The organism is Erwinia rhapontici (assembly GCF_012271765.1).
Taxonomy (GTDB): Bacteria; Pseudomonadota; Gammaproteobacteria; order Enterobacterales; family Enterobacteriaceae; genus Erwinia; species Erwinia rhapontici.
The window spans coordinates 34339-54518 of record NZ_VRKO01000017.1 but is presented as its reverse complement, the minus strand read 5'-3'; the positions used below and the strand labels follow the sequence as shown (position 1 = coordinate 54518).

The window sequence follows — 20180 nt, the reverse complement described above, 5'->3', positions numbered from 1 at the left end:
TGGGACAGAGCGCTTGAACACGGGAAACAGATGTTTCAGTCAGCGAGCAAAACTGACTCAGAGCGACGGGACATGCGGTCGCCAACAACCACGAAGGCTATCGGCAAAAGAGGATAGCCTTAGGAGTTGTACCTGAAATGCAGGTCAGTGAGCCAGTATGTACTGGGTGTGTCCAAGGCGAATGTCCTCTTAGGGTAATGGTGGGCGCATGTTACGCTGAGACTAAAAAGGCGTCAAGCGGGGCCATGCGCCCTTCTGGGCGTCACATCGCTTCCAGTTTGGCATAAGCAGCCACCAGCCACTTAATGCCCTGTCCCTGGAACGCCACCTGGAGTCGGCTATGCTCGCCACTGCCTTCCAGATTAACGATAGTCCCTTCGCCAAACTTGGCATGATGCACCCGCTGGCCGAGGGCGAAACCACTGTCATTTTTCGCGATCGGCGTCCCCATGCGCTGATGGTTGGCAGGGCGGCTGATGCTGGCACGCAGACGAACCTCCTCCACGCACTCTTCAGGCAACTCACCGATAAAGCGCGATGGGCGGTGATACACTTCCTTACCATAAAGCCGTCGGGTTTCGGCATAGGTCAGGGTCAGTTTCTGCATCGCACGCGTCACACCAACGTAGGCCAGGCGACGTTCTTCTTCCAGGCGGCCACCTTCATCCAGCGACATCTGGCTGGGGAACATGCCCTCTTCCATGCCGACAATAAACACCTGCATAAACTCCAGCCCTTTGGCGGAGTGCAGGGTCATTAACTGCACGGCATCCTGCCACTTGTCGGCCTGCCCTTCACCGGCCTCAAGAGCGGCATGGGAGAGAAACGCCTGCAGCGGCATCAGGTCCTGGTCTTCATCCTGATAGCTGTACTGTCGTGTGGCATTGACCAGCTCCTCAAGGTTTTCGATACGTGCCTGGCCCTTCTCGCCTTTTTCCTGCTCATACATCAGCCACAAACCGGAATCTTTGATCACCCGGTCCGTCTGCACATGCAGCGGCATCTCAGCGGTTTCCTGCGCCAGTGAATCGACCAGCTCGGTAAAGCGCTGTAAGGCTGATGCGGCACGCCCGGCCAGCGCTTTTTCCTGCAACAGCACGCGCGTGGTTTGCCACAGCGTGAGCTGACGTTCACGTGACGTCTGGCGGATGACATCCAGCGTCCGGTCGCCTATGCCTCGGGTCGGCGTGTTGATCACGCGCTCAAAGGCGGCATCGTCATTACGGTTGGAGATCAAACGCAGATAGGCCAGCGCATCCTTGATTTCCTGGCGCTCGAAGAAGCGCATACCGCCATAGATCCGGTACGGCATACTGGTTTGCAACAGGGCTTCTTCCAGCACGCGCGACTGGGCGTTACTGCGATAGAGGATCGCGCAGTCATTCAGCGCGCCGCCATTCTCCATCCACACCTTAATGCGGTTGACCACAAAGCGCGCTTCATCGAGTTCATTGAAGGCACAGTAAACCGCAATTTGCTCGCCATCGCTGTCTTCGGTCCACAGCTCTTTACCCAGGCGGCCACTGTTATTAGCAATCAGGGTGTTCGCTGCTTTCAGAATATTGTTGGTCGAGCGGTAGTTTTGCTCAAGACGGATGGTTTCCGCACCGGGGAAATCTTTGAGGAAGCGCTGGATGTTTTCCACCTGCGCACCACGCCAGCCATAGATAGACTGATCGTCATCCCCCACGATGATCACTTTACCGGTGTCACCCGCCAGCATACGGATCCACGCATACTGGATATTGTTGGTATCCTGGAATTCGTCCACCAGGATATTGGTAAACCGTTCGCGGTAGTGATTGAGGATATGCGGTTTGTTCAGCCACAGCTCATGAGCACGCAGCAGCAGCTCGGCAAAGTCCACCAGACCGGCGCGATCGCAGGCTTCCTGATAGGCCTGGTAAATACGCAGCCAGGTCTGTTCAATCGGGTTACCGTAACTTTCGATATGTTTCGGACGCAGCCCTTCGTCTTTTTTGCCATTGATGTACCACATCCCCTGACGGGCAGGCCACTGCTTCTCATCCAGATTCATCGCTTTGATCAGGCGCTTCAGCAGGCGCAGCTGATCTTCACTGTCGAGGATTTGGAAGTCCTGCGGCAGGTTGGCATCGAGATGGTGCGCGCGCAGCAGACGGTGCGCCAGCCCGTGGAACGTCCCGATCCACATACCGCCCTGGCTGGTACCGATGAGCTGTTCGATACGGTGGCGCATCTCGGCCGCCGCTTTGTTGGTGAAGGTCACCGCCATAATCGAATAGGGGGAGCAGTTTTCCACTGCCATCAGCCAGGCAATGCGATGCACCAGCACGCGGGTTTTACCACTGCCCGCACCCGCCAGCACCAGCAGGTTGCTGCGCGGCGCGGCAACGGCTTCGCGTTGTTTGTCATTCAAGCTGTCGAGCAGTTCAGAAACGTCCATAGGCACCGTCGGGGATCGGGGGCAGCATCAGGCCGCCCACTGGATATTTAACCAGCTTATTATATCAGCGCGGTCAGCGATGCCAACCGGGAAATTTCCAGCGTGGGAAGCAGGCGGGTGTCGTTAATATGCATCAGGTTGCCTTCACGCAGGTTAATCCAGCATGACTGCATGCCGTAACGGATAGCCCCGGCGACATCCGTGGTGAGATCGTCACCCACATGCAGGATATTTTCAGCAGACAGATTTAACCGCTCTGCCGCCAGCTGATACATATCATGGAAAGGTTTAGCGCGGCCATCCGGCCCGGCACGCAGGGTAAACTGGAAGTACTTATCCAGGCCACAAAGGTGGGGTTCCGCATTACCATTGGTGATCGCCACCAGCGGTATGCGCTGAGCCAGAGCCGCCAGCGTGGCGTGCGTCTCTTCAGGCATCTCAATCTCGCTGCGCCAGCGGGCAAAGACAGCCATGACGTCATGCGAACCTCTCAGCGCCTGCGTTGACGGCAGCCCCACATCCAGCATCACCTGCTCGACTGCGCGGCGACGCCACTCGCTGACATCATGATAAATTTCAGGCTCGGCAGCCAGCAGGCGGTCACGCACCTGTTGATACTGCGCCACGCTGTAGTCCTTCAACGCGGGATGATACGCCTGTAGCGCGCTGTGAGATTCCCGCGTGGTACGCAGGATCACCGGGTGGTTGTCATACAGCGTGTCATCAAGATCGAAGGTCATTGCCGCAACAGGGCGTAAAGGCCGGTAAAAGTGCATCAGGATTTTCCTCGTTTCGCACGGGGATGGGCAGCATCGTAAACCGACGCCAGGTGTTGAAAGTCGAGATGGGTATAGATTTGCGTAGTGGTCAGATTGGCATGCCCGAGCAGCTCCTGCACGGCACGCAAATCACCACTGGATTCCAGCATATGCGTTGCAAATGAATGACGTAGTTTATGCGGATGAACATGGCTGGACAGCCCCTGTTTAACGCCCCACTCAGCAAAACGCTTTTGTACGTTACGCGCTGAAATGCGCTTGCCCTGCTTCGACAGGAATAACGCAGTGTCCTCTGGTGCAAACAGCTCACGCATCACCATCCAGTGCTCAACCCAATGGACGGCGGTCCGGCCAATCGGCAGACGGCGCTCTTTGCTGCCTTTACCGATCACCCACACTTCACCGGAAGCGAGGTCAAGATGACTCAGGTCAATACCCACCAGTTCGGACAAACGCAAGCCGGCACCGTACATCACCTCCAGCATCGCGCGATCGCGAACGGCCAGCGGGTCATTGAGGTCAATGTCCAGCAGCTTGTCGACTTCATCGACATCAATATTTTTGGGAAGATGCCGTGCAGCGCGCGGCGTGGCAACGCCTTTCGCCGGGTTAGCGTTGATGACGCCCTGGCTGATCAGCCAGTCGAGGAAGCTACGTAATGCGGAAAGCCTCAGCGCCAGGCTCGCGGGCTTCAGCCCGCTGCGACTGCTGCGGGCCGCCAGTGAGCGCACCAGGGCAGCATCCAGCCGTGGCCAGTCACTCACGTTCAGTTCATCCAGCAGGGCTATGACAGCACTGAGCTGGCGCTGATAGCTCTCCTGAGTGAGAGGACTGAGCTGACGCTCCACTTTCAGATAACGCAGGAAGCCCTCTACGGCTGGCAGCAGGGGCGACTCGCTATTCACGCGCGTTCTATCCAGCGTGACAGCAGCTGGGGCAACATCAGCGACAGATGCTGTAACAACACCGTACCCATGCCCGACTGGTAATGCTGATTGTCGCGGCTGCTGAAGATCAGTACGCCGAGGTCACCCTCTTCACCCAGCAGCGACATCGCGACCGAACCAATGGCTTTTGCCTGTGGCAACAGTAACAGTAACTCCGGGCCATTAAGACTGCCAAGATAGTGATTCTGTTTACCCAAACGCTGAATGCGCACAGATTCAAATGCCTGACGCGGCAGCGCCAGCTGCGTAAAGTCGGAAGGGGCACCGATGCGCCATTTCTCAGCGAACAGCCGGATATTAGCCCCCGCAAGGCCAAATTCACGCGCCCAGCGATGGAGGCGGTTAAGCATGTCATGCAGACTGGTGGCCGAGGCGAGACGCCCCTGCAGGGCGAACAGCCGATCAAATAGCTGCTGATTTGCGCTGGCCTGCTCCATCAACAGCGTAATGTCTTCTTCCAGCTGGTGAATATGATTGCGCTGACGCGCCAGCTGCCACTCCACCAGCGAGACGGTGCCGCGGATCGGATGCGGCACGATCATCTGTTCAACCTGGCGGGCATTGCGGATAAAGAAGTCTGGATTTTGCATCAGGAACTCACTGACCGTACGATCGTCTAGTAGGATTTCGCCAGCGTCCTGTTGTTCCCCGACATTTTTCATAAATGAATAAACCCGTCATATACGTGAGTGGCAGGACCGGTCATATACAGGGGATGCCCCGGACCTTTCCATGCGATATTGAGCGTGCCGCCAGGCAGGTCAACCCGCACTTTTTCCGCCAGCAACGTCTGCTGTATCCCGATCGCGACGGCGGCGCATGCACCGCTGCCACAGGCCTGGGTTTCACCCGCACCGCGTTCATACACGCGCAGACGGATATGTTCGCGGCTGACCACTTCCATAAAACCAACGTTGACCCGCTCAGGAAAACGTTCGTGGCTTTCCAGCACCGGCCCCAGTGTTTCCACCGTGGCGGTTTTTACACTCTCAACCTGTAAGACGCAGTGTGGGTTACCCATCGACACCACACCACACATCACAGTTTGCTCAGCAGCGCGCATCAGGTAGATATTTTCCGCTTTGTTGGCACGGAAAGGCACCTGCTGCGGTTCGAAATTGGGTTCGCCCATGTTCACGCACACCAGTTCATCCTGGTTGACGCTTAACACCATGCGGCCGGTTTGGGTGCTGACGCGGATATCATTTTTATTGGTCAGCCCTTTCAGGCGGACAAAGCGGGCAAAACAGCGTGCGCCGTTGCCGCACTGTGCCACTTCGCTACCGTCGGCGTTAAAGATGCGGTAATGAAAATCCAGATCAGGATCGTAAGGCGGCTCAACGATCAGTAGCTGATCGAAGCCGATCCCCAGATGACGATCGGCCAGACGGCGGATCAACTCAGGTGAGAAATAGACATTCTGCGTGACGGCATCAACCACCATAAAGTCGTTGCCTAGGCCGTGCATTTTTGAAAACTGCATTTTCTGCTCCGCCGGGTGCGTCATAGTTTACTGAGCCGGTTGCACACTCTGTCCGCGGGTCGTGGCAGGCGTCTGCTCTGACGTGGCGGATGGCGTCGTTGGGGTAGCCTGCTGGACCTGCGGTTTAGCAGTCTCATCTTTGGGGAAATAGAGCGGGCCTTTCAGGCCACATCCCGTGAGGCTGACCGCAGCCAGTACCAGAGCCAGCGGGAATCGTATTTTCTTCATTCTTGTTCTGCTCGTTAAAGATACCTTTTGCCGTCTATCATCGCAGGTGAAGTTCGAAAAGCAACAGGAAAAGCGCAATCCCTGTTGCCGCATTCGACATCAGAAGCCCCGGTGACGCAGAGGTATAAGAGGGAACGGAGTGGGAGAGAAAAGATGTTAGCCAAACACCGCCCACGGCCGCAGGCGGTTTCTCTTTACCCGTTACGCTTTAGTGGCAATAGTAAAGGTCAGCACATCGCTGTAGTCACCCTTTTTAATCCCCTTCGGCGCGAAGGTACGGAACGTGGGTAGAAAACAGGTTTTCCCACCGGGCAGCAGTGGCAGTGTGGATAATGGCCCGTTAGGGAGGTCAACCTTGTTGCTACCACTGTCAAGCGTCAACTGGTAGGGAATAATCTGCGTATTATCTTGCAGGCCTATCAGCTGATACTGATTATTCACTGCGCCGTTCTGACTGCTGGCATTAATGACAAATTTCTTACCGGTCGCATAGGCTTGATCATACTCCAGACAAAACTGGCTTTGACTGCTGCTAAAGGGAATGATCTGCTCGCCGCTTTTTATTTCACCCAGGTCCCAATCGGGTGCCGTTGCCGTCATTGATACATCGGGTTCGGGTGGGTTTTCAGGGTCGGCAATGATGCGGCAACTTCCTTCGCTGCCAAAGGTAATATAGGCACTCTTATTATCGTTATAATGAGTACCGAGAGTATCAACACCCGAACTGATGGCGACCGCCGCCCAGTTTTCTATATCATCATTATAAAAATAGACTGATGTTTCTCCGATAAACGCCCCCGCCTCACCCCATGGATAAGTAATCGGAACCCCCCAGACATTCTGCGCAAATATTCGCACATAACCATTTTCTCTCATCGAACCAATAAGAGTCGTATCTGAAGAATTTATTTGCACTCTCAAAGGGTACGACCTGACTGGAAGACCTTCCTTAGAATACGTGTAGAATAAAATCGCACGTGACCTCAACTTATCACTTCCAATTATTCCTTCCACGGCGTTAAATGAAATGGTGAGCCTCGCATAAGTACCATATTGTGTTTTTTGCAATGAGCAGCCACTGTATCTTTTAGCAACATCTGCTTTAACAATATTTGCGGAATAAGCCGAACTCACAGCAAGACAATGAATTAAAATCACCAACACACCTGAAATAATAACTCGCATTCCTTTTATCCTTATTGACGATTGCACCAATATTTTCCATCCATGTCTATCTTTTCACCGGGTATCATCTGTGGTGTGCCGGGATAGACATTAAAATCATCCACTATTCTGCTATCAATTTTAATGTTTTTTGCCTGATAACGCGTGGTGCCCGTCGCCGTCAGCGTAATGGTATTCGCGCGGCATACGGCGCTCAGGGTGCTGATCTTTTTTTCTGGCAGCTGGCGTACCAACGCACTAAAACTCAGGTTAACCGCCACGCCAGCAGCAAGATTTGCTATCCCGTTGCCGGATATTTCAGTGGACGGCTTTACATCCAGTCGGTAAACGGTTTCCTGCGTAACAGCGGCCAGCGGCTTGAGATTAATTGTTTTTGACTGACCGCGTGCAAGGGACAGTTTGAACGGATAGGCATAGAGCTGCGGGTTGCGCGCCATCCCCACCGGCTCAAGTATTTCTTTGTCATACGGCACACCGGGGTTGATCAGTTTTGAAAGGGTGACGGTAACGTATTCTACATGGTCACTTTTGTTGACGAGGATCATTTTGGCAATATTGTCCCCGTCAACATCAATCATTTTTGGTACCAAATCAATCACTGCACAGACAGGAAAACCGAAGAGTAATATCAACGTTGCTAATAGCGATCTAAACATTATTCCACCACTGGCTCAAAGAGTAATGACAGCACGCCGCTGTAAGTTCCCCCCACGGACTTAAAGTCTCCGGCAGGCGGGTAACCTGAAATATTGATCAGATAGTGCCCAATGGTATCTTCATCGTTTACCGGTGGGGGATTGGAAAAGGTCACTTTAGTCGTTGCCGTCAGCTCCTGTACCGGAGAATCCATCGCCCCCATAACGACTTTTATATTACGGAACAACAGTTCAGGCTTATTTTTGTTTTGTAACGTCAGCGGCAGCGCCAGACTGGCCTGAAAGGTTCCACTACTGGACGTAATTCGCAGCGGCGCTGCAACCGAATAAGGCGTGTCAAACGCCCCAAGCTGCTCAAGCTGTAGACCCTGATCGTACCAAGTCCCTTTTTCATCGGTAACAAACAGATTATTCTCTTTGATCACATGAGCGCTAATTTTACTGGTAAATTTTCCTTTGAGCTCTATGTCTGCCCCCTGGCTCAGGCCCGGCAACAAACAAAGCAGCAGTGGCGCTATCTTCATTTTTGATATCATTACGTTTCCCCTGCGTTATTTGTTACCCACTGAAGCACCCAGTTGATAAATCACCACCCCATAACCGATACTGACCGCCAAAGGCACCAGGGTATTCTCCGTCGTCACCCCCTGTACGCTGATATTTTCACGCGGACGAAAAGTCACGCGCCAAATTTTTCGCTGTGCAGGCTTACGGAGTTCTTTCACATTGATTTCCCTCTCTTGCTGGGGCCCCAGCGCCAGACGCATCGGGCTAATCAACAGCGAGGGAGCGGCAACGTTGCCCACAGGTATACGTACTTCAGGGTCTGTCAGAGGCGTTTGCACCTGCTCCTGGGTGACATCAAGATACAGCGGAGAATCACCCGTATTTTTCACCATCAGTTTTCCCACACGGTCTGGCCCGCCCAGGGTCATCTCGCTGAGTGAAATGCGCAGCACACCCGCTGCCTGCGACGTATTGTTCAACAGGCATAAACCGAGTAGTACGCTCAACAGCAAACGCATCACGGGCAGCTCAGGGTTGTCGGTTCATCGTCAACATTCATGACAATCTGACTGGCGGTAAATGACTGCGGTACGCCTGGGAAAAGACCGACAGTGGCCGGATTTTTCTTATTTGCTGGGGTGAATTTCATATCCGACAAGCGGACCCGGATATTTCCACTGTTGGTCAGGATGATTTGTTTGCCTTCGCAGCGGTGTGTCCAGCTGCTTTTCTGATTTCGTGGCACAGGCATATGGCGCACCAGCACGCCATATCCAATAGCGACACTCATGGGTGCGGTGATTTTATCCTGTGGCGCATCTTTCACCTGGAGCGAATGTACCGGGGTGATATACAGGCGGTATACGCCTTCCTGCGTGGGCTCTTCAAGCGACGTCAGGCGAATATCGCGGCTCTGATTAGGTCCCAGGGTCAGCTTTTCTGGCGTTGCCAGCACGCCCGGATGAGGCAGGTCGCGCATCATGATTTTCTTTTCAGGATACATGCCAGGATTCATCACTTTCTCCAGTCTTACGGAGAGATAGAGCGGAGAATCGCCGACATTACGTACTTTGATCATCTGCGGATGGGCGTTAAACAGACGTGTACTGACCGGGAGAACCATCAGTTCTCCGTCGGCGAGTGCCGCTGGGGCTGAAAACAGTAACCCACCGACCATCGCGGGTATCGCCAGCATGGTCAGCAATAATTTTTTAGGCATAAATATTCTCACTCATTAAAATTTAAGGCCGCAACGGCACACAGGGGTAATCATTGCCTCTGGGTTTGGTTAAGTCGCAGCGGAAACTCCCCTGCTTGCCATCGACCGTCACTTGTTGCAGTACGCCTTTACTGGCAATAGAGAACAGACCGTTCTGATAAACGTTATCCCCGGTTTCAGAAATGACGCCGCTGACGGGAAGCCCCTGTACGGTTTTCATAAAGCCGTTGTACAACAGGTTGATATCGACCGTTGCTTTAGCGTTATAAACCTGTCCTGGGTGCGAACGCACAATGTTGGCCGGGATTTCAATGTTCATATCCATATCGTTGCTGCGGGTCATGACCTGTGCATACGGGATATCGGTATACTGTTTCAGCGGAATGGCATAGCGATGCCCGCCGGCAACAGGTGCACCTTCAACGCTAAAGCCATAATCCAGCGCGTCAATTTTTGGTGTCTCCAGCATCATGGCCGCGCCGCTATAGCTGTAGCGCCCCAGAGCAATGCCCTGAGCATTCGCCGCGATCATGCCGCTATAGTTGAAATCACCATTGGTACTGTTTTTGTCATGCCCGACGTTAAGTGAAGCATCACCACGGGTACCGGAACGACTGGCATAGAGATTAACGTTGGTGTCATTACCAATGCGGTTGACAGTGGTGCCCGCAGTGGTTTCGCCGAAATCATCGTCGAAGGTTTTACGGTAATCGCCACTCAACTGCGTTTGTCCGCCAGAACGAGCTGCGCTGAAGCTGGCCTGTGAGTTGTTCAGCGTCCAACTGGTATTCAGGTAAACACCATAATTCCCCGATGACTGCTGGTAACCGCCCTTCTGTATGCCCAGGGCAAAGTTGGCCCACAGTCCGTTCGGACGATAGTTCCAGCGCACTTCGGCCTGCTGCTGTTCGCTATTCGAATAGCGCCTGTAGCTGTAACTTAACATCGCCCCTTTCAGCAGATAGCTGTAAGAAAGGCTGGTACTACTGGACCCGGCATAAAAATGGGATACCTGATTATTCTGGTAACGGCTTAGGGACAGCGTGCCAAGTTTCTCGCTGGTGGCACTCATGCTGACGTAACCCCCGGTTTTCTTTTCACCGCTCAACACCCCTAACGTTGGGATCACCTGGAACAGTCCCGTTACAATGGAGCGCGTAAGATTCAGCTCTGCCGCCCATTTGCCTTTATCACCATGTATCATGGAGGTATTCACAAAGAACCAGCGCATATCCTGGCTCCAGGATGCCTGCAACATCGACAGATTGGTCTGTGCTTCGCGGCCAGCGGTCAGGCTCCAGGCATTCCGCCCGCTGCCAAAGTTAACGTTATTAACTTCTCGCTCTTCTTTTTTTATCAGCCGGCCATTATGGTCAACCAATCTGATCTCCAGTGGGTAATAACCACCAGGTAGATCGGAAAAATCGATCTCATTTCGCCCCAGGACTGCCGGGCGCTTAAGCAACATACGGCCGTTACGATAAAACTCGTAGTTACCTTCCGAGGTGGCATACAGCACCAGTGACCCCTTATTCGGGTTACTTAACAGGTGAGCTTGACTTCCCACAGTAAAAAACTGGTTAAAACCGCTGGTCAGCAGCGTACTGATCGAACCGGATGAGTAATCAACGCTGTTTTGTTTACCCGTTCGAACATAGATGTCAGCGAAATTTTTCTGCATATACCAGGATGAAACACCCTGCGTATCAGCGCTCTGATTCTCTCTTTCTGTACGGCTGGCATACCAACTAAGAAAACCAAAGGACTGAGAGGGCAGCCCAAGCCAGGCATTACCGTTAATGTTCATTGCGCGATAACTCTCAGAAGAGGCACGCAGGTCAACCGACTGATTATGGACCAGACCAAAATTTGTGGCCGGCACAATATAATCACTATTCGCATCACGAATGGTTATGGTGCGTTTAACTTTATCGACAGAGACACGATAGCCTTCCAGCGTTAAATCACAGCCGTTATGACATTTTTGGTAGTCAAAATTCTCAAATATTTTCCTCAGCGTAGCAATATCTTCAACCCCCACGCCATTACTGAGATATTTTCGTTGATTAAATGTTAATTTACCGTCCTGCCGGGAAATAATAATAAAGTCCGGCAATGTATTGCCGTTAAACGTTGCTAAATAACGCGCATCATCCTCTAAATCTGAAGCACTAAACCCAGCAGGTACATTATAAGAGATCTTCATCTGGGCGAACGAACCCGGGGAGTTCATTGCAAAAAAAACAAAGACCCACCCTTTATAAAGTAAGCTGTTTATTTTTCGGTGAGTCATATCCATATTCCTCTACCAGGTAGTCAATGCAAAAAAAACCCCGGTCTAACCGGGGTTAAACTAAGCTATCGCTGACTCTTACGAACCCGTTGATGGCTCAAAAAGCATAACCAGATCACCGCTGTAGCTACCATTCAGGCTTGGTTTGCCATCAGCAGGAGTAGCAGGTGCATCAACAGTGACGGTCAGGTTGTAAATAGCGTCAAAGCCATCAGCAGTCTGTACGGTTTGGGTCACTTTCTGTGCCGTGCCATATTTTACTGCAAGGTCACCCTGAGCAGAGCCAAGAGTTACCACTGGGTTCAACATTTCATAATTAGGGCCGGCCAATTTCAGGTCCTGAGCCAGGGAAATATTAAAGTCAGCATTCTTAGTCCACACACGAATAGGCAGCACTTTAGAGAATTTCTTCTGTTTGTAATCAGTCGGTTCCAGCTCTTCGGTGTTATACCAAGAAGAACCATCTGGCTTGGATACAAACATGCCATCGTTAATCTGTGCGGTCAGCGTAATTTTCTTAGAAACTGAATCAGTTTTAGTCGCAGCGTGTGCAGCACCGGCGAAAGAAAGAGTCATTGCCATTGCAAGTGCAATATTGCTGAGTTTCATGATATTCATCCATAATATATTTAACTAAGTCACCTTCATGATGACCATCCCCCCAAGGTGTAAAGCACCTTGCCTGTAATATAAATTACAGGCAAAACGCCTCTCGCTTGCTAGTAGTTGAAATATAGCCAACACATCCAAAATTGATGGACGTATTATGACAAACCCTACTACATAAAAACAAATAAATGAAAAAAATAATTATATATATAATGAAAAGTATCGCTAAATTTTAAAATAATAGAATTGCGACCATTAATATCGCACATTACAAATTTCTAAAAATAATATGTCGCACAATTAAATAAATCAATTAATAACAAGTTGATAGATGACAAACATAAGATGCTTAAATTAAACATCATGATAGGTGGAAATAAAATAAAGCACGACAAATCATAGCGTTACGAAATAATACGCAGGGGGAGGTGACGGCATGGAGTGAAAAATGATCAACAATACTACGGGGACTCAATCATCGCAAAGGGGATCGGCAGCATAAAAATCTATCGCATCTTAGTGCATCTGATAGCGTCGTGCGTTCTCTTCGCTGGCGCTATCATTCGGTACGGCAGCACAGAGCTGCGTCAGAGTCTGACTGCGAAATGGAATCACCTGGAAGCGCTCTTCCACCTTCACAATCTGATAGAACTGCGGCAGGTTGAAGTTGATGAAACTGGAACCGTAGGTGAATCGATCGTGTGAGGACGAGTAGAAGCGGCTGACATCACGCACCAGCTCCTCTTTACTGCCTTCACAATGGTGATACACCTCAACGCGGTTTGTTTCGTCAAGGATATAGATATTGAAGCCGTGATCGTCCAGGGTATCTTCAAAGAAGAACTGAATGATGCCTTCACTGGCATAGCCATTCACCACGGCAGGCAGGCGTACCTCATCCGTTTCCACCTTAAGCGACAGGCCGTGCAGTTTATTATTGGAAATGGCACCGTAGAATTCGACCGCATTTTCCAGCTTTTGTACCGAAACACTGAGGCGCTCAAAGAACAGCCCCCATGTCTGTCCCGCTACACGTACGGCTTTGAATCGGCCTGGCTCCTGACGAGTGCTGGAAAGGCGCAGTTCAATGCATTCAGACACCAACTGCTGCACACGGGTACGAATCAATCCACGCAAGTGCTGGCTATAGCAGAACACTTCCACAGAATCTGGCGGTGAGGCGTCCTGGTGCATTTTGCCCAGAATGGTTTTCAACGCTTCAATCATTGCCTGCTCGCCGTTGAAATGCAGCGTACGCACTTCATTCCACGAGTTGCGGTACAGCAGATCGACACTGCCAACCAGGCACTGCTGCTGCTGACCAAAACTGAACACATCCAGCTTACGGAAGTCGAAATGCACCACCTGATTGCGGAATGCCGCCGTCGGGTCATATTCAAGATTGACGATAATCGCCAGATGACGGATCTCGCACGGGCTGTAAAGAGCTTTCGGCGTAGGCGAAGGCAGACGCAACGGGAAGTGATGCGAAACATCGGACACCAGTTCCTGCAAACGGGCCAGATCGCAGATCTCGTTGCCTTTAATATGCAGCCGCGTTTTGCTGGTCAGCAGGCCGTTAAACCATGCCCATGCCACCAGCTTGTTAAGGTAGCGATTATATTCCAGCGGCTGATGGCTGATAATCGAACTCATGTCTGGTGACTGGTTATACAGATACCAGCCTGCACGGTTAGCGCGGCCGTTTGGCACATGAATAAAGGTCAGGTGTGATTCTGACAGGTCAGGGGAAATCTGCGGATTAAGCAGAGTGACTTTCCCTGGCAGAGCTTCAAAGGCCGCGTACAGCTTACGCGTCAGCACGCCAATATCCTGCGGGCTGGCGCTGACGCTTAAGTTGTTACGGCGCGCAAAACGAATCAGGTTGCGATAGCTCTGCATCATCGCATCCAGTAATTCATTATGGGCTTCTCGAACCTGGCTTATTTTCCAGTCGGCACGGCTGTCGAGCATCGCCAGGCGGGCATTATCCCAGCCCCACTCTTTAACCAGCTGGCCAAGAATTTCGCGGCGCCAGCCCGTGTCTTCTGCTGAAATCGACAGTTTTTCACAGACTTTGAGATAGAAGCAACGCCGCACCAGGTCAAGACGAGCATGATCGTCAATACTGGTGAGATAGTGAGTCACCCGCTCCAGCATCATGCAGTAGGGGTCGAGCCCATAAGAGACGATTTCACCGTCGTGCAGGCGTTGTTTAATATCCATCGCCAGCAGACGCGTGGCAGGGTATTCCCAGGAATAGGCCTCCAGCAGCAGCGTTTTGAGCACCGCTTTGTAGGGCGAATCGATGCTTTTATACAACTGCCACAGGCTGGCACCGAAATACTCTTCAGCCGACAGCGTACCCAGACCACCGAGGTCCAGCCATTCGTTAGGGGTTAACACGCCCTGTTGATACAACGACATAACATAGTCGTCGTAATGTTCTTCTTCTTCGCGTGGCACCATATTCCACAGAATACGTTTCCCCGCCATGCGCACCGCCGTGCGATAGAACTCATCCAGCAACAGGATATGCTGAGTGGAGCCGCAGTCTTCACCACCGAGGCTGCCACTTTCGTTATGCCGGAAACGGTTTTCATCAATCAGGAAAAAGCTCACTTCAACGCCCATGGCCGCACACCACTTTTGCAGCTGGGTGCATTTTTTCTGCAGGCTCAGGCGCTCGTCATTGTCCAGCCATGACTGATGGCAGACCCAGATATCGAGATCGGAGGTATCATTTTGACCGACGGATGAGGTACTGCCCATCGAGTAGACGCCGGTGATCGGCATTTCACCCTGTGGAGGGATCGCCGCGGCAGATCCGGATTTTCCTTCTAAATCATCCAGATAGAATTTTTGGCTTTCATCAGGCGTGTAAAAGCTGATGCCATGTGGAACGTTACCTTCGAAGTAACCCGGCATCAGCGGATGATGATAATGTAATAAGGTCGGCAGCAGACTGTAAACCTGTTGGAACGCAGGCCCCATGGCCGCCAGCGCACGATCAACGCGCAGCTGGTTAATGGCATCCAGTCTCTGTTTCAGTGTCTCAATGTAGAGGTACAAGACGTCTCGCCTGATTATCCCAGTGCCTATACCCTTATTGGACTAACAAGGGTATATAAAAGTTCGGTTTCCGAAATCTGCCGCTTGCTTTAAAAATAGTCGTGCAGATTATTGCTGGAAACGTGATCAATCTAACACCTGGCAGATTGACCGTAAAGAAAGTTGCGCTACTTAACAGTTTAGCACATTTTGCGACCAACCTGATGCAATACCTCCGTGTACCGCCGTTTAACTGACAGCATTCCCGGTTCAATGATAGGATAATCAGTGAACGATCAAAACGGTATCAAGCATGTTAGACAAAATTTTAAGAATTGCCACCCGACAAAGTCCACTCGCGCTATGGCAGGCAGAGTATGTTCAGCAACGTTTAATCGCCGCCCATCCAGGCCTGCGCGTTGAGCTGGTGCCTATGGTTACACGCGGGGATGTGATCCTCGATACTCCTCTGGCGAAAGTCGGCGGTAAAGGCCTGTTCGTTAAAGAACTGGAACAGGCCATGCTGTCCGATCGTGCCGACATCGCCGTGCATTCGATGAAAGACGTGCCGGTCGATTTTCCGCCGGGTCTGGGATTAACCACGATCTGCGAGCGTGAAGACCCGCATGATGCCTTTGTTTCTCATCATTATGCGTCTGTCGATGACTTACCGCAGGGCGCGATTGTCGGCACGTCCAGCCTGCGCCGCCAGTGTCAGATCAGTGCACGTCGCCCGGATCTGATTATCCGTTCGCTGCGCGGGAATGTTGGCACGCGCCTGGGCAAGCTGGATGCTGGTGAATATGATGCCATTATCCTTGCCGTGGCTGGGCTGAAACGTCTGGGCCTTGGCGATCGCATTCGTCAGATCATGCCGGCTGAAGAATCTCTTCCGGCGGTGGGTCAGGGCGCGGTGGGCATTGAATGCCGCCTCGATGATGTCTGGGTTATTGGGCTATTGTCTGCGCTGAATCACGACGACACCGCCTGCCGGGTTCGTGCAGAGCGTGCGATGAATACCCGACTGGAAGGGGGTTGCCAGGTGCCCATCGGCAGCTATGCGCTGCTGGAAGGCGATCAACTCTGGCTACGGGGGCTGGTCGGTGCGCCAGACGGAAGCCTGATGGTTCGCGGTGAACGTCGCGGCCCACGTACAGATGCAGAAAAAATGGGTATTTCGCTGGCGGAGGAACTGCTGGATAACGGCGCGCGCGACATCCTCGCTGAGGTCTACCAGGGAAATCCCCCGGCATGACGATTCTGGTCACCCGCCCATCACCGGCCGCCGACGAGCTGGTCAGCCGTCTGCGCACGCGTGGTCAGGTGGCCTGGGCATTCCCGTTGATTGAGTTTACGCCGGGAACCCAGCTGGATACCCTGCCCGGGCGACTTCGATCGCTGGCGGCAGGCGATCTGGTCTTTATCTTGTCACAACACGCTATCCATTATGCCCAGCCCGCACTCTCTGCTACTGGAACTACATGGCCTGCCAACCTGAACTATTATGCTATAGGCCGCACGACAGCGCTGGCACTGCATGCGGTCAGTGGCCATAACGTTGTCTGGCCTCACGAGCAGGAAATCAGCGAAGTACTGATCCAGCTTCCGGCCCTGCAAGCGGTGGTCGGCAAACGCGCCCTTATTCTGCGCGGCAACGGTGGTCGGGAATTACTGGCAGAAACTTTGCTTGCCCGTGGCGCTCAGGTAGAGTTCATTGAGTGCTACCAGCGTTGTGAAAAGCCTTATCACGGAGCGGAAGAAGGCCGACGCTGGCGTAATTGCGGCATTGATACCCTGGTCGTGACCAGTGGTGAAATGCTGCAACAGCTTTACCAGCTGTTCCCCGATGTTGATCGGGATGAATGGCTCCTGCACTGCCGGCTGGTTGTCGTCAGTGAACGTTTGGCTACTCTGGCCCGGGAACTGGGCTGGGCGAACATTTGTGTCGCCGGGGGTGCCGATAATGACGCGCTATTGCGCGCGCTATACCTTTAAAAGGTCGTACGGATATTGCGCGAGCAATGAAACGTCAATGCTAAGGTATAAAACACACTTAAATATGGGATGAGCCATTATGACGGAACACAAAGATTCCTCCGCCATGGTTGAAGAGACTACCCCAGCGGTTGATAACTCAACATCTGAATCACAATCACCACGTAAAGTGAAAAACAGCGGTGTAGTGCTGGGTGCTGTCGCCATCGCGATTGCACTGGCTGTGGGTGCGGGTCTCTCTCTGTATGGAAACCATCAAATACAGCAGCAGGCCGCCGCCAGTCAGGCGCTTGCCTTACAGCTATCCGACCTGCAACAGTCAGCGCTCAGTGACAAAAAGTCACTGGAACAGCAGTTGGCAACGCAAACCAGCGCACTGGATACCGCCCGTCAGCAGCAGGCAGCCACCAGCCAACAGTTGGATGAGCTGAAACAAAAAGTCGCCACCATCTCAGGCAGCGATGCCCAGACATGGATGCTGGCGCAGGCTGATTACCTGGTCAAAATGGCCGGACGTAAGCTGTGGAGCGATCAGGACGTCACCACCGCAGCAGCGCTGCTGAAAAGTGCGGATGCCAGCCTGGCCGACATGAACGATCCGAGCCTGATCGATGCCCGCCGCGCGCTCACGCATGACATCAGTACCCTGTCCGCTCTCAGCCAGGTCGACTACGATGGCGTGATCCTCAAATTAAACCAATTATCTAACGATGTTGATAATCTGCGCATCGCCGATAATGACAGTGATAATGAGCCAATGGATGCCGACAGCAATGAGCTTTCCTCTTCGCTGCGTGAATGGCGTCAGAATCTGGTCAAGAGCTGGCATAACTTTATGGACGATTTCATCACCATCCGTCGTCGTGACGCAACCGCAGAGCCACTGATGGCCCCGGATCAGGATATTTATTTACGTGAAAATATCCGTTCACGCCTGCTCATTGCGGCTCAGGCAGTACCGCGTCATCAAGATGAAATCTTCAAACAGTCTATCGACACGGTTTCCGCCTGGACACGTGCCTGGTTTGACAGCAACGATCCGAATACAAAAGCCTTCCTTAGCCAGTTGGATGAGCTGAGCCAGCAGAGCGTATCAATGGATGTTCCGGAAGCTCTGCAAAGTCAGCCACTGCTGGATAAATTGATGGAGACACGCGTGCGTAATCTGCTGGCACAGCCAGCCGCACCATCCGCTTCATCTCAGCAGCAGGGAGAATAATGATGTTGAAAGTACTTCTGCTGTTCCTGCTGCTAATCGCCGGTATTGTGCTGGGTCCCGTGATTGCGGGTCATCAGGGCTTTGTACTGATCCAGACCGACAACTGGGATATTAAAACCAGTGTGACTGCACTGGTGATCATGCTGATCCTGACGCTGATAGTGATTTTGGCTATCGAATGGCTGCTCCGCCGTCTCTTCCGTACGGGGGCACGCACCCGCGGCTGGTTTAGCGGCCGCAAACGCCGCAGTGCACATAAACATACCAATGCTGCGTTGATCAAACTGGCGGAGGGTGATTACCAGCAGGTTGAAAAACTGCTGTCACGTAATGCCGACCACGCTGAACAACCGATGGTTAACTATCTGCTGGCCGCCGAAGCCGCACAACAACGTGGTGACGAGATACGTGCCAATCAGCATCTGGAACGTGCTACCGAATTAAATAACGGTGACCCGCTGCCGGTAGAGATCACGCGTGTACGTATCCAACTGGCACGTAATGAAGATCACGCCGCACGCCACGGTATTGATCGTCTGCTGGAGATTGCGCCACGCCACCCTGAAGTCCTGCGTCTGGCTGAGCAGGCTTATCTGCGTACCCATGCCTGGGGTGCATTGCTGGATATTCTCCCTGCCATGGAGAAGATTCAGTTGGGTGATGAAGCACATCGCCTCGATTTGCAACAGCAGGCATGGCTGGGCCTGATGAGCCAGGCCATGGCCGATCAGGGCAGTGATGGTCTGAAGCGTTGGTGGCAGAACCAGAGCCGTAAAACACGCCATGATCCCGCTCTACAGGTGGCTATGGCAGACCATCTTATCGTCTGTAATGACCACGACACCGCACAGCAAATCGTGTTGGATGGCCTGAAGCGTCAGTACGATGAGCGCCTGGTATTATTGATGCCACGACTGAAAACCGGTAACCCGGAGCAGTTGGAGAAAGCGCTTCGTCAGCAGATCAAGCAGCATGGTGCAACACCGTTGTTGCACAGTACGCTGGGTCAACTGCTGATGCAGCACGGTGAATGGGAACAGGCTGCCGAGTCCTTCCGTGCAGCGCTGCAACAGCGCCCTGATGCTTTCGACTACGCCTGGCTGGCTGATACGCTGGATCGTCAGCACAAGCCGGAAGAAGCGGCCACCATGCGTCGTGATGGTTTACTGCTGACGCTGAAAAATAATTCTTAATCTGCATCTGCAAAAAGACATGAAAGCCGGGCAATGCCCGGCTTTTTTATGCCTGTAACTGCGCAGCCAACGCATCTGCGGCACGAAAGATGACGGGCATCAGGGCAAAAAAAAACACCTGTCCGGGGACAGGTGCAAATTTTCAGGTCGGTTAAGACAACCGATTGGTACCTGACTCAACGTATTGCCCGATAGATCCAATAAGGCGTTAGCGATATTGGCTGGCTGGACAACAGGTACCGTAAAATGGCTCTGCGTCATTCCCAGGTTTATGAAGCATCTGCAAACATAAGAGGTGGAATGAGCATCTACGAGGGTATTCTTGCACAGCGCGTGCCAGAATAGAAATTCATTCACCATGAATTTAATATCTCACTGATAGTTAACATAT

General features: G+C 52.5%; 19 protein-coding genes. 4 read left to right on the top strand and 15 right to left on the bottom strand.

The window, feature by feature from the left end:
* Positions 1 to 119: 119 nt before the first annotated feature.
* The 15 genes from ysgD to FVB43_RS21880 form a co-directional block, all read right to left on the bottom strand.
* Positions 120 to 176 (bottom strand): YsgD/CorL family protein, encoded by a 57-nt coding sequence (gene ysgD / locus FVB43_RS24915; RefSeq protein ID WP_374760164.1) that lies wholly within the window; start codon positions 174 to 176, stop codon positions 120 to 122.
* An 86-nt stretch (positions 177 to 262) separates the two neighbouring features.
* Positions 263 to 2425 carry a DNA helicase II gene (gene uvrD, locus FVB43_RS21945; RefSeq protein WP_133846842.1) on the bottom strand — a complete coding sequence of 721 codons (2163 nt, stop codon included), beginning with the start codon at positions 2423 to 2425 and terminating at the stop codon, positions 263 to 265.
* A gap of 59 nt (positions 2426 to 2484) precedes the next feature.
* The gene (yigB, locus tag FVB43_RS21940) at positions 2485 to 3201 is read right to left on the bottom strand and encodes a 5-amino-6-(5-phospho-D-ribitylamino)uracil phosphatase YigB (RefSeq protein ID WP_167864782.1); all 717 of its coding nucleotides are present in this window, start codon (positions 3199 to 3201) and stop codon (positions 2485 to 2487) included.
* Entirely contained in the window at positions 3201 to 4109 is a 909-nt protein-coding gene (xerC, locus tag FVB43_RS21935; protein ID WP_133846844.1) for a tyrosine recombinase XerC, read from the bottom strand. Before xerC ends, yigB begins: the two co-directional genes overlap by 1 nt.
* A complete protein-coding gene (locus tag FVB43_RS21930; RefSeq protein WP_133846845.1) occupies positions 4106 to 4813 on the bottom strand; it encodes a DUF484 domain-containing protein in 708 nt (235 codons plus the stop codon). Before FVB43_RS21930 ends, xerC begins: the two co-directional genes overlap by 4 nt.
* Positions 4810 to 5634, bottom strand: coding sequence for a diaminopimelate epimerase (dapF, locus tag FVB43_RS21925; protein ID WP_167864781.1), 825 nt, complete (start codon positions 5632 to 5634; stop codon positions 4810 to 4812). The genes FVB43_RS21930 and dapF overlap by 4 nt, the downstream gene beginning before the upstream one ends.
* A gap of 27 nt (positions 5635 to 5661) precedes the next feature.
* On the bottom strand, positions 5662 to 5862 hold the full coding sequence (lptM, locus tag FVB43_RS21920) for an LPS translocon maturation chaperone LptM (protein ID WP_133846847.1): 201 nt from the start codon (positions 5860 to 5862) through the stop codon (positions 5662 to 5664).
* Between the two features lie 201 nt (positions 5863 to 6063).
* A complete protein-coding gene (locus tag FVB43_RS21915) occupies positions 6064 to 7047 on the bottom strand; it encodes a hypothetical protein (protein WP_167864780.1) in 984 nt (327 codons plus the stop codon).
* A gap of 11 nt (positions 7048 to 7058) precedes the next feature.
* Entirely contained in the window at positions 7059 to 7703 is a 645-nt protein-coding gene (locus FVB43_RS21910; RefSeq protein WP_167864779.1) for a hypothetical protein, read from the bottom strand.
* Positions 7703 to 8227 carry a hypothetical protein gene (locus tag FVB43_RS21905; RefSeq protein ID WP_167864778.1) on the bottom strand — a complete coding sequence of 175 codons (525 nt, stop codon included), beginning with the start codon at positions 8225 to 8227 and terminating at the stop codon, positions 7703 to 7705. Before FVB43_RS21905 ends, FVB43_RS21910 begins: the two co-directional genes overlap by 1 nt.
* A 27-nt stretch (positions 8228 to 8254) precedes the next feature.
* Positions 8255 to 8728: a hypothetical protein gene (locus FVB43_RS21900; RefSeq protein ID WP_167864777.1), complete on the bottom strand. Its 474-nt coding sequence runs from the start codon at positions 8726 to 8728 to the stop codon at positions 8255 to 8257.
* Positions 8728 to 9429, bottom strand: coding sequence for a pilus assembly protein (locus FVB43_RS21895; protein WP_197931316.1), 702 nt, complete (start codon positions 9427 to 9429; stop codon positions 8728 to 8730). The genes FVB43_RS21900 and FVB43_RS21895 overlap by 1 nt, the downstream gene beginning before the upstream one ends.
* Positions 9430 to 9451: 22 nt before the next feature.
* Positions 9452 to 11635 carry a TcfC E-set like domain-containing protein gene (locus FVB43_RS21890; RefSeq protein ID WP_167864776.1) on the bottom strand — a complete coding sequence of 728 codons (2184 nt, stop codon included), beginning with the start codon at positions 11633 to 11635 and terminating at the stop codon, positions 9452 to 9454.
* Between the two features lie 165 nt (positions 11636 to 11800).
* Positions 11801 to 12331 carry a CS1 type fimbrial major subunit gene (locus FVB43_RS21885; protein WP_197931315.1) on the bottom strand — a complete coding sequence of 177 codons (531 nt, stop codon included), beginning with the start codon at positions 12329 to 12331 and terminating at the stop codon, positions 11801 to 11803.
* A 516-nt stretch (positions 12332 to 12847) separates the two neighbouring features.
* Positions 12848 to 15403, bottom strand: coding sequence for a class I adenylate cyclase (locus FVB43_RS21880; protein WP_167864775.1), 2556 nt, complete (start codon positions 15401 to 15403; stop codon positions 12848 to 12850).
* Between the two features lie 292 nt (positions 15404 to 15695).
* On the opposite strand from FVB43_RS21880, the gene hemC reads away from it, so the two are divergent.
* From hemC to hemY, 4 genes are all read left to right on the top strand, one after another.
* Positions 15696 to 16637 (top strand): hydroxymethylbilane synthase, encoded by a 942-nt coding sequence (gene hemC, locus FVB43_RS21875; protein ID WP_133846856.1) that lies wholly within the window; start codon positions 15696 to 15698, stop codon positions 16635 to 16637.
* Positions 16634 to 17377 carry a uroporphyrinogen-III synthase gene (hemD, locus tag FVB43_RS21870; protein WP_133846857.1) on the top strand — a complete coding sequence of 248 codons (744 nt, stop codon included), beginning with the start codon at positions 16634 to 16636 and terminating at the stop codon, positions 17375 to 17377. The genes hemC and hemD overlap by 4 nt, the downstream gene beginning before the upstream one ends.
* 79 nt (positions 17378 to 17456) lie before the next feature.
* Positions 17457 to 18596: a uroporphyrinogen-III C-methyltransferase gene (hemX, locus tag FVB43_RS21865; RefSeq protein WP_133846858.1), complete on the top strand. Its 1140-nt coding sequence runs from the start codon at positions 17457 to 17459 to the stop codon at positions 18594 to 18596.
* 2 nt (positions 18597 to 18598) lie between these two features.
* The gene (gene hemY, locus FVB43_RS21860) at positions 18599 to 19789 is read left to right on the top strand and encodes a protoheme IX biogenesis protein HemY (protein WP_167864840.1); all 1191 of its coding nucleotides are present in this window, start codon (positions 18599 to 18601) and stop codon (positions 19787 to 19789) included.
* The last annotated feature ends 391 nt before the right edge of the window (positions 19790 to 20180 follow it).

Coding starts and splice junctions, on each gene's coding strand:
- dapF (WP_167864781.1), bottom strand. CDS start 5,634: ATGCAGTTTTCAAAAATGCACGGCCTAGGCAACGACTTTATGGTGGTT.
- lptM (WP_133846847.1), bottom strand. CDS start 5,862: ATGAAGAAAATACGATTCCCGCTGGCTCTGGTACTGGCTGCGGTCAGC.
- FVB43_RS21930 (WP_133846845.1), bottom strand. CDS start 4,813: ATGAAAAATGTCGGGGAACAACAGGACGCTGGCGAAATCCTACTAGAC.
- FVB43_RS21915 (WP_167864780.1), bottom strand. CDS start 7,047: ATGCGAGTTATTATTTCAGGTGTGTTGGTGATTTTAATTCATTGTCTT.
- yigB (WP_167864782.1), bottom strand. CDS start 3,201: ATGCACTTTTACCGGCCTTTACGCCCTGTTGCGGCAATGACCTTCGAT.
- hemY (WP_167864840.1), top strand. CDS start 18,599: ATGTTGAAAGTACTTCTGCTGTTCCTGCTGCTAATCGCCGGTATTGTG.
- FVB43_RS21885 (WP_197931315.1), bottom strand. CDS start 12,331: ATGAAACTCAGCAATATTGCACTTGCAATGGCAATGACTCTTTCTTTC.
- FVB43_RS21910 (WP_167864779.1), bottom strand. CDS start 7,703: ATGTTTAGATCGCTATTAGCAACGTTGATATTACTCTTCGGTTTTCCT.
- hemX (WP_133846858.1), top strand. CDS start 17,457: ATGACGGAACACAAAGATTCCTCCGCCATGGTTGAAGAGACTACCCCA.
- uvrD (WP_133846842.1), bottom strand. CDS start 2,425: ATGGACGTTTCTGAACTGCTCGACAGCTTGAATGACAAACAACGCGAA.
- FVB43_RS21905 (WP_167864778.1), bottom strand. CDS start 8,227: ATGAAGATAGCGCCACTGCTGCTTTGTTTGTTGCCGGGCCTGAGCCAG.
- FVB43_RS21895 (WP_197931316.1), bottom strand. CDS start 9,429: ATGCCTAAAAAATTATTGCTGACCATGCTGGCGATACCCGCGATGGTC.
- hemC (WP_133846856.1), top strand. CDS start 15,696: ATGTTAGACAAAATTTTAAGAATTGCCACCCGACAAAGTCCACTCGCG.
- FVB43_RS21890 (WP_167864776.1), bottom strand. CDS start 11,635: ATGAAGATCTCTTATAATGTACCTGCTGGGTTTAGTGCTTCAGATTTA.
- hemD (WP_133846857.1), top strand. CDS start 16,634: ATGACGATTCTGGTCACCCGCCCATCACCGGCCGCCGACGAGCTGGTC.
- FVB43_RS21900 (WP_167864777.1), bottom strand. CDS start 8,728: ATGCGTTTGCTGTTGAGCGTACTACTCGGTTTATGCCTGTTGAACAAT.